The organism is Roseburia sp. TF10-5, assembly GCF_003462365.1.
Lineage (GTDB): Bacteria > Bacillota > Clostridia > Lachnospirales > Lachnospiraceae > Roseburia > Roseburia faecis.
In genome coordinates this window covers 1-12,814 of sequence record NZ_QTYW01000021.1, presented here as the reverse complement: position 1 = coordinate 12,814, position 12,814 = coordinate 1, and the positions used below count along the sequence as shown (strand labels likewise).

The window sequence follows — 12,814 nt, the reverse complement described above, 5'->3', positions numbered from 1 at the left end:
CAAAATGCACAATATATTTTCGGGTGCGCCTTTGGTTATAGAGTGGTATAATAGAAAAAAATTATAAAATAGGTAGGTAATCCTGATGTATAAATTAAAATTTAATGATCCCATTCATATTCACTTTATCGGAATTGGCGGAATCAGCATGAGCGGACTCGCTGAAATTCTTCTAGAAAAAGGCTTCACTATTTCCGGGTCCGATGCAAAAGAATCCGATCTTACCCGCATGCTCGCATCCAAAGGTGCTCAGATTTTTTATGGACAAAGTGCTGAAAATATCATTCCCGGCATTGATCTGGTTGTCTACACAGCCGCAATCCATCCGGATAATCCGGAATTTGCAGAGGCCAGATCCCAGGGACTGCCAATGCTCTCCCGTGCAGAACTGCTTGGACAGATCATGGACAACTACAACAATTCCGTTGCCGTTGCCGGAACCCACGGCAAAACAACCACAACTTCCATGATCAGTGAGATTCTTCTTGCTGCGAAATCCGATCCGACCATCACTGTTGGCGGAATTCTTCCCTCTATCGGAGGAAACCTGCGTGTCGGTCATTCCGGAATCTTTGTTTCGGAGGCCTGTGAATACACCAACAGTTTCCTGAATTTCCGTCCAAAATACAGCATCATCTTAAATGTAGAAGCAGAACATCTGGACTTTTTCAAGGATATCAACGACATCCGTCGTTCTTTCCGTAAATTTGCCGGCAATACACTGGCAGACGGAGCAACCATTATCAATGGAGAAATTGCAGACCATCAGGAACTGACCGACGGACTTCCACAGCAGATCATCACCTACGGTTTTGATGATTCCTGTGAATATTATGCAGATAATCTGACATATGATGACAAAGCCTGTCCTTCTTTTACCGCCATGCACAACAAAGAGGCCATCTGTGAAATCAGGCTTGCCGTTCCCGGACGACACAATGCCGGAAATGCCATGGCCGCCATCGCCCTTGCCTGTACCATGGGAATCAGCACAGATGCCATCATCAGAGGTCTGGACGCTTTCCACGGTGCCAACCGCCGTTTCCAGTACAAAGGAACCGTAGACGGTGTCACCATCATTGACGATTATGCACATCATCCGACAGAGATCCGCGCTACACTGACCGCCGCGCAGAAATATCCGCATAAGCGTCTGGTGCTGGTATTCCAGCCACACACCTACTCCCGCACCAAAGCTTTTCTGGATGATTTTGCCGAAGTACTTTCCATGGCAGATGTCATTGTTCTGGCAGACATCTTTGCTGCCCGCGAACAGAATACCTTCGGTGTAAGCTCGAAAGATATTCTGGAGCGCCTGACAGCCAAAGGAAAAGACGCGCACTATTTTCCTTCTTTTGAAGAGATCGAAAAGTTTTTATTAAAAAATTGTATGAACGGAGATCTGTTGATAACCATGGGAGCCGGAAATGTCGTAGAAATCGGCGAATCCCTCCTTGGAAAATAACTTATCCACATTATCCACATAGAAACGTTGATTCTTTCTTCGTTCTGTGTGGATTTTTTGTCTATATTTATCCACTCCTTTCCGTTTTGAATTTGTACGTTTTGGTGGACTTATCCACTTTATCCACAATGTTGTTCACAATCAGTATCCCCCAGATTACCAGGGATTTACGGGTGTTTTTCTTCTTCCATTTGGAAAATGATTGTGCTATAATCACAAATGCATAATAAGAAAGGTACTATGACATATGATAAACATTCAGCTGCACAATGATTGTCCAGCCACGGACACAATCGTTCCCAACCAGTTTATTGACCGCTTTATGCCGTCAGCAAACGGGGAATTTGTTAAGGTATATTTATATTTATTACGGTGCATCCATTCTCATGCATCAAATTGTACAATTTCTGAAATTGCTGACAAATTTAACAATACAGAAATGGACATTCAGCGTGCACTGCGTTACTGGCAGAAAGAAGGACTCCTCTCTCTGGAGGAAACCGCCGACGGTAAATTGTGCGGAATCGGTCTTCTTCCGTTTCCAGAAGATTCCACAGACACGGAAGAGGCATCTTCCTCTCCTGCCCCGTCTGCTGTTTCTCCGAAAGAAACACCGGCATCCGCTGCAGGGGAAACGTTTTGTGCCTCCCAGCCTGTGAATCTGCCACAGGAACCGCAGATCCGCCATTATACGCTGGATGAAATCGCAGAATTTCAGAAAAATCCGGATATTCAGGAAATGCTTTTTGTCGTGGAAACCTATATCCGGCATCCATTCAGTGAGAATGATATCAACACGATCTTATTCTGGCATGAAGATCTTCACTTTTCTGCCGAACTGATCGTCTATCTGGTGGAATATTGCGTCAGCAAAGGACATACAAATCTTCGTTATCTGAATAAAGTGGCACTGGCATGGCATGAGAAAAAAATTACTTCTGTGGAACAGGCCAAAAGTGAAGCCGCCGTCCGCAGCAAAGCGTACTACGCCGTCATGAAAGCTTTCGGCATCACAGGAAGAAACCTTATCGATTCCGAAACAGCCATGATCCGCAAATGGACCAAAGAATACGCTTTTGATCTGTCATTGATCCAGGAAGCCTGTGCCCGCACCATTTCCAGTACCGGTCAGTCAAGTTTCAGTTATGCCGATTCTATTCTGACCAGCTGGTATAACGACAAAGTACATTCTCTGGAAGATGTCAAACGCCTCGACGCCACCCATCAGCAAAAGAAAAAGGAGAGAGCCGCAGTGAAAGCAAATGCAGCCGCTTCTCCGAAGAAAAACAATTTTAATAACTTTGAATCCCGTGAAAATGACTATAAGAGTCTGGAAGCCATGCTTTTAAACTCTCCGATCCGGTCATAATCACTCCCATATCATCTGTTGAGCAATAAAAGGAGAATCAAATGCCGCTTTCCAATGCACAGTATGATGAGATCATGCATGAATACGATGAGCGCCAACTGCATAACCGTCATATTCTCGAAACACGGCGTGCGGAGGTTTTAAAAAAGCTTCCCCGTCTGAAGGAAATTGATGCAAGTGTTGCATCTTCTTCCGTCCGTCAGGCGCGTCTGCATCTTGATGGAGACACCAATGCACTGGCCTCCTTAAAGCAGGAACTAAGTGCCCTGTCTCTGGAACGGCAGCAGCTCCTTACTGCAAGCGGGTATCCGGCAGACTATCTGGATCCGGTTTATACCTGTCCGGATTGCAAAGACAGCGGGTATATCGACGGGAAAAAATGCCACTGTTTTAAACAGGCAATTATCAATACCGTCTATGCCCAGTCCAACATTCGCCAAATACTCCGTATTGAAAATTTTGACAATTTCCGCTACGATTTTTATTCGAAAGAGGAAAAAAATCCGCTGACAGGACTTTCTTCTTATGAAACCGCACAAAAAGCGGTGCGGGAATGTCATTATTTTATTGACGATTTTGATCACAAGCCAAAAAATCTGCTGTTTTACGGAAAAACCGGTGTCGGAAAAACTTTTCTGACAAACTGTGTTGCCAAAGAACTTCTTGACCACGGATATTCCGTAATTTACTTTACAGCATTTCAATTATTTGATATATTAAGCAAAGGTGTGTTTGAAAAAGATTCCGATGCAATTGCCACACACCAGAATATTTTCGACTGCGATTTGTTAGTCATCGACGACCTGGGAACAGAACTGATTAACTCTTTTACCTCTTCCCAGCTGTTTTTGTGCGTGAATGAACGGCTGATCCGGCAAAAATCCACCATTATTTCTACCAACCTGAGTGTGGAACGGATCAAGGAGTCCTATTCTGAACGAACATTTTCACGTATTTTAGATTCCTATACTTTTATCAATCTGTTCACAGAAGAAGATATCCGCAAACAGAAACGCACACGTATCATTTCCAGATAATACCCCATAGTTATGGGTCTATTATATGCATATATGTTTATCAATTAATTTAAACCTGGAGGAAAATCATGCCAAACGACGAAAGAATTTTGGAAACCATGCCAACCGGTACTCTCGGACTGATTCCGACTGCAAGCTGTATGGAATTAGGAAAAAAAGTAGACAGCTATCTGTCCACCTGGAGAGAGCATCGCGAACACGAGCATCACAACGATATTGCTTTCAAGGAATATCACAAAGAGAGCTACATCATCGAGCCTCATATTCCACGATTTGGTTCCGGAGAAGCGAAATGTGTTATCAATCAGTCTGTCCGGGGCTATGACCTCTATATCATGGTAGATGTTACGAACTACAGCATGACCTATTCACTCTGCGGACATACCAATCATATGTCTCCAGATGATCACTTTGCGGATTTAAAGCGTGTCATTGCTGCAGTCGGCGGAAAAGCCCGCCGTATCACTGTCATTCTTCCATTCCTATACGAAAGCCGTCAGCACAGAAGAACTGCCCGTGAATCTCTTGACTGCCCATTAGCACTGCAGGAGCTTTACAATATGGGAATCGACAACATCATCACATTTGATGCTCACGATCCTCGTGTTATGAATGCGATTCCTCTGAATGGCTTTGAGAATGTAATGCCTTCCTATCAGTTCATCAAAGGTATCTTAAAGAACGTAAAGGATCTGACCATTGATGCCGAGCATCTGATGATCATCAGCCCGGACGAAGGTGCCACCAACCGTGCAATTTACCTTGCAAACGTACTTGGCATTGATATGGGTATGTTTTACAAGAGACGTGACTTCAGCCGTGTCGTAGACGGACGTAACCCGATCGTTGCCCATGAATTCTTAGGCTCCAACGTCGAAGGCAAAGATGTACTGATCATTGATGATATGATTTCCTCCGGCGAAAGCATGATTGACACTGCACGTGAATTAAAGAAGCGTAAAGCAAACCGTATTTTCGTTGTTTCTACGTTCGGATTATTCACAAACGGACTTGCTTCTTTCGATAAAGCATACGAAGAAGGCCTGATTTACCGTGTAGTAACCACAAACCTGATTTATCAGACTCCGGAGCTTCTCTCCCGTGAGTACTATATCAGCTGCGATATGAGTAAATATATTGCATATATCATTGATACTTTAAATCATGATTCTTCTATCAGCGATCTGTTGAATCCATACGATCGTATCAAGAATTATGTAAAGAAGTACAACGATGCGAAAAATGCGTAATCATTTCATGACAATCTCATAAAAAACGCAGACGAAAAGCGTGTGAAAATTTTCTGGTTTTCACACGCTTTTGTTCTGCATTACAGCCCTGAACTATTTCTTTTCATCCTCGATGATATGCCCGTTGTCAAGATTCGGCTGTATAAACATTTCCCTTGCATATTCCATTAAAGTTTCAGAATATTCTGCTGTATGCTCGTTACGCTTCATAATCTGTGCCAGATGCACCCCATGTTCTACCCACGCTTTGCCGTCTGTAGCGGCGTTTAACATCATAGGCTGTAGATTATCCATCACACGCGCGAACTTTGCTTCTGGCGTCTTCTGCGCCTCAAATTCAAGCCACAAATCATACAGCATCTTTCCCTGTTCTTCCGGAAGAAGACCATAAATCCGGTCGGCCGCTTTTTTCTCCCGGTCAGCCTGTGTCTTCTTTCCCTCCTCATCATAAGCATAAGTATCTCCGGCATCAATCTCCACCAGATCATGGATTAAAAGCATGCCGATTGTATGAAGCACATCAATCGGTTCATTCGCATACTCACTGAGCAGCATGGTCATGATCGCCATATGCCAGGCATGCTCCGCATCATTTTCCTTTCGTCTGCCATCCGATAAATAGGTTTGTCTCCCAATAAATTTTTCCCTGTCAATTTCCCGGATAAAAGCAAACTGCTGGTCTAAGCGCTTTTTTGTGTTTTCGTCCATATTGTTTTCCTCTTTTTTATTTCTAATTTCATGCTCACCTGATTTTGAAAAGGAAGTGACCTCCATAATTCTTCAAAGAATTTGCTTTGCCTTTTCATTTGTAACACTCCTGCTTGTGCTTTTGCATACTTGTTTTGTATCAATGATTTTATCTTATCACAGGTCGAAGCTGAAAACTACTCCCCTATGTCTGTACCTGCAAACATTTGCAAGCGGCTGTTCATAGGTTTCTCTGCGAACAGTAACAGTTACAATTCGTTATCGTATACAGGTTCTTTACAAAAAATAAGCCGTTTATTATTTTTTCCCGAAGTGGAACAATCCTTTCTTTTCGTATGGCTCATTGGAACTACCGGTCATCTCATAACCGATTTCATGGATTGCTTTCTTTGCCCACGGAATATCAATCGGCTCTTCGCTGATGATAACCGTCTCCCCATCCCGTGCGGAAGATGTCACTTTTTTTACTTTAAAATTTTTGCGGATCACGTCATTCATGTGAGATTCGCACATGCCACACATCATGCCGTCAATTTTTAAGGTTGTTTTGATCATTGTGTCTGCTCCTTTTGTAATATCTGAAAGATTTTTATTTTTGCATTATGTTTCAAATGATGCATAGAAATTTATAATATCCGGCGACATTATAGATCCCCTTATTGCATTATTTTCACACTTATAGTATACCCCCATAGGGTATTTGTCAAATATTCGCCAAAAAGACGATAGTTTTTATCATTAAAGAAAATGGGCAAAACGTTACGATGGCATTGTGAGGACATATGCAATTTTTCTTGCCTTCTATGTCCCTCTCTTTGCTCTCGTTGGGACATATGCGCTCTTTCTTGTCTTCTATGTCCCATTACTTTTCAAAAACAGGACATAATGCTGAACTTTTTGTCTATATGTCCCCTTAGCTTCTGAAACGGGACATTTCAATAATTTTTTTTGCTCATATGTCCCGCCAACTTTTGAAAGTTGGACATTTCAATGATCTTTTTGCTTATATGTCCCGCCGGATGTTTTCACAAGCTGCGATAAAAATAAACGCTTCTTTGCTTTTGTTGTAAAAAAAGGGCTTCATGATATCATAATCATATCATCTCCAGATGTGCCGTTTCATCCGTGCCAATATCTGTGATAAAACAGGAGGAATTAATGTCCGCTTTAAAACAATCTGAACTGACAACACTGGAACAATACGAATTACTTCCAGAAGATTCTCATATAGAAGTATTTGAAGGCATTCCTTATAATATGGCAAGTCCTTCACATGAACACCAGACCATTTCCGTGGAACTTTCGACTACGATCAACAATTATATCAAAAAACAACATGGTTCATGCCGCGTTTTTTGTGCCCTTTTGATGTAAAACTAAACGATTCGCCTCTAACCATCGTACAGCCGGATCTCTTAGTCATCTGTGATAAAAATAAACTGGATGGAAAACGCTGCAATGGTGCTCCTGATTTTATTATAGAAATTATATCGCCTGGAAATCCTGCGGACGATTATATCCGCAAACTTTACTACTATAAAAACGCCGATGTACGTGAATACTGGATTGTTGATCCACACCGCCGGACGGTTCCCGTAAATTTTTTTGAACAGGATATTCTTAATATTCAATATTTCTTTGAGGCTACTATTAAAGTGAATATTTATGATGGTCTGTATATTGATTTTTCTGAAATTGATGTGTTGTTAAATTGATGTAAAAATGTCCGTGTCAGTAAGTTCTTACTGACACGGATCTATTATTGACTCTGGCTGATATTTCCAACCAACCTATGGAAACATAATGCTATTAAAATATTACACTTGCTTTGCTGTTTTTTTCATTATATATCTCTTATCCTGCATACACAACTTCTTTAAACGGAGCACCTTTTTTCAATGGAAAATGTTTTATTCATTTAATATATCCTATTTGTTTATCAGAAATTTTTTGTACTCTTAATAACATTTTTCCCGATTTACAATAAATGTTTCTTATTTTTATCTGATCCCCTTCACTTAAAATAAAGGCCTTTTCCTTACAATTTTTCTTCGTATATACCGTAATATGATAGTTAGCGGTCAACTTGCCTCCATTATTTTCTAATGCCCAACATTCAAAGTCTTTTGTGACATTACTACTTTGAACAAGTTTTCCTTTGGAATATATGTAATCAAAATACACACTAATTCCGCCAAGTTCATAATTCTGTTGATAAATACCTACTGTTATTTTATTTCCAGATACAGCTTTTACCTCACCATTTGTATGATATCCCAATTTACCAGAGCCATAGAATTTGTTCATATTAAGTACACATTTTAGTTTTCCATTTTTGTACTGATACAAACCACAATAATACGCATCTCCATCATCTCCTGGATTATAAAGATACAAATAAACCTTTCCGTTTTTTAATGTGCATAGGCTTGCTTCGATTCCATAATAATAGCAGTCTTTCTTATATAGAACTTTTTTCCCATTAATTTCAACTTTCAAGCCAACATTCCACTCGTCAGCCTCCAAACTAACACTACTTATCCTGATGGTATCCGCTTTTCCATCTCCAGTCACATCATATCCATTATATGTAGTATTTAAAGACAATTTTGCTTTTGCTGGATTTTTTACATTTGCATTTTCGCATATGCCGCCTGTGGCATTCCCACGCTAAGGATCATCGCACATACAATAAAGACGATGAGTGATACTTTCATTGTTAATGATTTTTTTCGAAATATTTCATTTTCCCACTCTCCTTTATTTCCATTTTCATATTATATCTGCCAGAATACTTTTCTCCAGCATGATTATATGCTTTTATTGTATCAGAAAAAAATATAAAAACAATCCATTCTGCTTCTCTATTTTATAATAAGAATTTCCTTGAAGCAGATATACCAAAACTGCCCAAGGAAATTTCCGCACTTAAAATAGAATAATATGACAACATATTTTACCATTTTATTTTATTAACTTTTTTCCAATCTTGACTATCTCTATATGTAAAATACGAAGAAGTAATTTTGTCAATTTGCCCTTTTATTCTTCTATTTTTCATCAATATCTTTTTGTCTGTGCCATCTAAATTACTGCAAACAATATTGCAATAATAATCTATATACGATCCATCAAAATCTGCTTTATTATAATTTTTTATATACTCTGCATAATATATTTTATTTCCGTTAATATGATATGTAATTAATTGTTTAGACAAAGTTTTTACATTATTATTTTTCATATTATAAACACGAATCTTCTGCGGACTAGGATCTCCTTCATATCCTTGGCATACTAAATATTTACCATACATAGAAGCTATTGTAACATCATTCATAACTTTTTTCTTTTTTTGAGTTTTTAGATTATAGCAATAAAGATTTCCAGGATCAATTCCTATTGTGCAATATATTTTATTTCCATACACTCCAACAATATCTCCGTCCTCTTCATTATTCACACCAAATAGCTTATTTGTTTTTCCATTTTGCAAATCTGTTTTGTAAAACACACATTTACTAATGGTACTATCGTATTGTTCAACAACATAATATGCTATTTTTCCGTTTGTAAAAATACTTGGAGACACATTCTGATCAGATCCAAATTTTCCTTCTTTTTTCCCTTTCTTCCAATATACATTCCATCTTCCAGTTTCATTTGAATAATTTGCATAAAACTCAGTTGTTCCAACTTTTTGCTTTCCTTGCTGTGCCAAATTAATTGTTTTATATTTCTCTGCTGCCTGTATTTCTGTACACTGTGTTTTCAAGCAAAGAAAACATAATGCGATTAATAATATTACTCCTGCTTTATTATATTTTTTCATCTGAATTTCTCCTCTTTATTTTTTTAATAACAATTTTTTCATTTGCTTTCCCGATATAAGTTCCATTGACGATACCGACTGATACTCATATTTTCCCAAGACATTATTAACTTGTGCATAATACTCATCTTCTGTAACTGCTTCCCTTTTCAATAATGACGCTCCACTATATATATAATAAGAATTAAAAACAATTTGCCCTTTAAAAAGCTGTTTTGCTCCATTCTTATCAAATGAATATACACTTTGAAGTCCGCTATCCAAAATCCCTTTACCGCTTTTATCCGAATAATAAAATTCTATTTCCCGTGATTCCATATTAGTGCTTGTTGTTTTCGCACCAAAACAATTCACTTTCAAATCCTTATCATAAAAAATAACAACTACCGAATTTCTATAATAATATACTAATAATGGGATTTTGCTTTTAGGAATGCGAAGAAGCGTTGCTTGAGAATAGTTTTTTACATTTTCAGATAATTCTACAGAGCCTTCTTTCTCCCACTCTATTTCCTCTCTCTCCCATTCTTTCATTTTTTTCACATATAACTTTTTCCACTCTCCCTCTTTATATTGTTTTATATCAATTTTGTCTTTTGCGCTTTTTTCATCAATTGTTTCTTCATTCTGTTTAACTTTATTTTCTTGCTTTTCATTCTGTTGATTTTTGCTCTGCTTATTTTTATAAGTACACTTATCTCCTTCCGTCCTTTTTCCATCTTCATAATGCCACGTTCCGCGTAACGGATTCGCTGCATTATTATCCAGAATAACTTTTGTAAGTGTAAGCTTAGTATGATTTTTCAGCCATTTTCCAATTCCCATGTCCGTATTCACGCCAACAGAAACATAACTGTATAAGTCCAAATTTGTACACAATTTTGGCTTTTTATCATGAACAGTTGCGGTTGCTTTTAATTTTGCTCCAGCATCTGCCTGCACACCGATAATATCAATAGCTCCATATAATTTATTGTCAAACCAGCATCCAAGGAATCGTAGATTTACCTGCGGTTCCCCTAAAAGTTGTCCATTTACTTCTGCCTGTGTTCCATCCCAGCTTCCATTACAACTTGCATTCATTCTAAAATCTCCATTTATGTAAGAAGCTGTCAAGGTATTAGAAAGCGTGTACTGAATTGTCGCTTTCCCATCTGCAGAAATGTTCAGGTAAAACACTACATCCGCATAAAACCCTTCTCCAAGATATGCCGATACATGACCAAGGTAGATTTTACCAGTCCCTTTTCCTTTGCTTGAAAATTTTAATTCAGCCTTAGCTACAACATCCTCACTCAGCGAAACTGAAATCTCACGATATATCGGATTCAGCGGATTAGAAAAATCTGCATCAACAACAGCAGTTATCTTTGGAGCTGGCAATTGCACACTTCCAGAAAAGGGTCCAGCATCCCCAAGTTTCATTTCTTTTAGTTCAAGTGTTTTTCCATTTCCTACAGAAGTAGTTACCTGTGCAGTTGCTCCTTTTAATCCATTGCTTAAATTTCCAACAGAAGCAACCACATCATCATTTGGAACAAATGCAGACATATCAACCTGCTTTTTCTTTTGAAGATCTATTTTCTGATACACTTCGGCAATGTCTGGTGTTTCTCCAGTGATCTCCACCCTTCCATTTCCAGTATCGGTAATATTCTTGATTTTTAATGCAATCTGATTTTGTGTTCCACTTTCTTTTGGAAAAATAACAACTTTTCCTGTTTGTAAATTTTGCGTATATTCATTCTTCGAAACCGAAACTACTAACTGATTTCCTTGTTCTTTGACCGTATAATTTGTTTGGATGCTAGCGGAAATGTTATCTACATTTTTTTGATACTTAACAACATTTTTATGTTTTGAATCAACCTTTCCTGTGTTTCGAATCTTTTTGACTACACGCAAAGCATTTTTCTTCTCGGATTTAGTGATTGCTTTATTCGGAAGAAATTTCTTTTTCTTAAGAGACAAGATTTTCTGATTTAATGCCACTTTGTCTTCGCTTGGATAATTTAATATCTTTTTATCCTTGCATTTAGGCGAAGTTCCTTTATCCGCCTGAAAACCTAATGCTCTTATCGCTGTAACCGCCATAAATTCACGTGTTGCTGCTTTGTTTGGATAAAATTTCTTACTTTTCTTTTTTACCGGAAGAATTCCGCGAGCATATGCTGTCTCTATAGCCTTTCCCTTTGCATTCTTCTTGGTATCTGAAAAGTGATATTTTGAAATTTTCCCAGTTTTAATATCTGCTTGTTTTAACAAAGCAGATACCCACTCTGCACGTGTTACTGCAACCTTTGCTCCTGTTGTCTTTGCATTCACCTGTTGCATTGGTATGCAAGTAACCAACATAGCCAAAACCAACATTAATGTAATTAATTTCTTTCCAATTTTCATTATCAAATCTAACTCCTTTATCTAAAGTACTTGGTATCAAATACAAATTGTTTTAAAACTTTCTATAATATTATTTTAATTTCTTTAGTATTTGCTGATATGTTTTCTGACCTATCATATTCTTATATTTTCCTTTTATAAGTATCTTTTTGTATTCTTTTTTTGAAATCTTCTGACCATCTTTATAATATTCAACTGGTTTACTTGAATAAGTGTCTGCTTCATCTGGATCCAGCACCCCATTATGATTTTTGTCTTTAAAATTATAGGTAGTCAATGACTGTTTTGACACCAATTCCATTTTATTTATTTTATAATAAGATTCCGTCCACGTATCTGCAATATCACATCCTTGTATACAAATAACATTTTTATGAGGCAAATATTCATAAACAATTGCACCGCCCATACCATAGCTCCAATTTTCTATCACAGTACCTAGTTTTCCTTTGCAATATGTATATAAGCTAACTGTATAATCATTTGGATTACTCACTACCAATTCCGGAATATCATCTTTATTAATATAAATCAGATTATATGTACAACCTGGATTTTCTTTATAGGATTCTTTTACAATTTTTTGATATTCTTTTTTATAATTTTTTTCTGCTGCATCAACTTTCGCAACAGGGCTATAGCAACCGATTAGCAAAATCATTGCTACAAGTACAGATAAACTTCTTATTTTCATTTTATGTTCTTGTATGATAATTAGGAAGTTAATTATCACACGTTTCCTTTCTTTTAATA

Annotated in this window: 12 protein-coding genes; 6 read left to right on the top strand and 6 right to left on the bottom strand. The window is 37.9% G+C overall.

The features are described 5' to 3' along the window. The first annotated feature begins 85 nt into the window (after nucleotides 1-85). The 4 genes from murC to DXD06_RS14645 all read left to right on the top strand — a co-directional run bounded on the left by murC (nucleotide 86) and on the right by DXD06_RS14645 (nucleotide 5,121). A complete protein-coding gene (gene murC, locus DXD06_RS14660; RefSeq protein WP_117832780.1) occupies nucleotides 86-1,465 on the top strand; it encodes a UDP-N-acetylmuramate--L-alanine ligase in 1,380 nt (459 codons plus the stop codon). 247 nt (nucleotides 1,466-1,712) lie between these two features. After that, nucleotides 1,713-2,834, top strand: a complete 1,122-nt coding sequence (locus tag DXD06_RS14655) for a DnaD domain protein (protein WP_117832778.1) — start codon at nucleotides 1,713-1,715, stop codon at nucleotides 2,832-2,834. Between the two features lie 41 nt (nucleotides 2,835-2,875). Then, the gene (locus tag DXD06_RS14650) at nucleotides 2,876-3,871 is read left to right on the top strand and encodes an ATP-binding protein (protein WP_022046293.1); all 996 of its coding nucleotides are present in this window, start codon (nucleotides 2,876-2,878) and stop codon (nucleotides 3,869-3,871) included. 68 nt (nucleotides 3,872-3,939) lie between these two features. Further along, complete coding sequence (locus DXD06_RS14645; RefSeq protein WP_022046292.1) at nucleotides 3,940-5,121, top strand: ribose-phosphate pyrophosphokinase; 1,182 nt, start codon at nucleotides 3,940-3,942, stop codon at nucleotides 5,119-5,121. 93 nt (nucleotides 5,122-5,214) lie between these two features. On the opposite strand, the gene DXD06_RS14640 is transcribed toward DXD06_RS14645, so the two are convergent. Further along, complete coding sequence (locus DXD06_RS14640; protein ID WP_022046291.1) at nucleotides 5,215-5,829, bottom strand: HD domain-containing protein; 615 nt, start codon at nucleotides 5,827-5,829, stop codon at nucleotides 5,215-5,217. A 297-nt stretch (nucleotides 5,830-6,126) separates the two neighbouring features. Beyond that, the gene (locus DXD06_RS14635) at nucleotides 6,127-6,384 is read right to left on the bottom strand and encodes a heavy-metal-associated domain-containing protein (RefSeq protein ID WP_022046290.1); all 258 of its coding nucleotides are present in this window, start codon (nucleotides 6,382-6,384) and stop codon (nucleotides 6,127-6,129) included. Nucleotides 6,385-6,987: 603 nt separating this feature from the next. On the opposite strand from DXD06_RS14635, the gene DXD06_RS17590 reads away from it, so the two are divergent. Then, on the top strand, nucleotides 6,988-7,203 hold the full coding sequence (locus tag DXD06_RS17590) for a Uma2 family endonuclease (RefSeq protein ID WP_022046289.1): 216 nt from the start codon (nucleotides 6,988-6,990) through the stop codon (nucleotides 7,201-7,203). Beyond that, nucleotides 7,173-7,544, top strand: coding sequence for a Uma2 family endonuclease (locus tag DXD06_RS14630; RefSeq protein WP_022046288.1), 372 nt, complete (start codon nucleotides 7,173-7,175; stop codon nucleotides 7,542-7,544). The genes DXD06_RS17590 and DXD06_RS14630 overlap by 31 nt, the downstream gene beginning before the upstream one ends. A gap of 199 nt (nucleotides 7,545-7,743) precedes the next feature. Here the strand turns inward: DXD06_RS14630 and DXD06_RS14625 are convergent, their stop codons facing one another. From DXD06_RS14625 to DXD06_RS14610, 4 genes are all read right to left on the bottom strand, one after another. Then, nucleotides 7,744-8,403 (bottom strand): hypothetical protein, encoded by a 660-nt coding sequence (locus tag DXD06_RS14625; RefSeq protein WP_147343643.1) that lies wholly within the window; start codon nucleotides 8,401-8,403, stop codon nucleotides 7,744-7,746. Between the two features lie 382 nt (nucleotides 8,404-8,785). Beyond that, nucleotides 8,786-9,661, bottom strand: a complete 876-nt coding sequence (locus DXD06_RS14620; RefSeq protein ID WP_117832774.1) for a hypothetical protein — start codon at nucleotides 9,659-9,661, stop codon at nucleotides 8,786-8,788. Between the two features lie 15 nt (nucleotides 9,662-9,676). Beyond that, the gene (locus DXD06_RS14615; protein WP_117832772.1) at nucleotides 9,677-12,061 is read right to left on the bottom strand and encodes an S-layer homology domain-containing protein; all 2,385 of its coding nucleotides are present in this window, start codon (nucleotides 12,059-12,061) and stop codon (nucleotides 9,677-9,679) included. A 70-nt stretch (nucleotides 12,062-12,131) separates the two neighbouring features. After that, nucleotides 12,132-12,814: hypothetical protein (locus DXD06_RS14610; RefSeq protein ID WP_207661916.1), on the bottom strand; the 683-nt coding region annotated here is incomplete at its 5' end.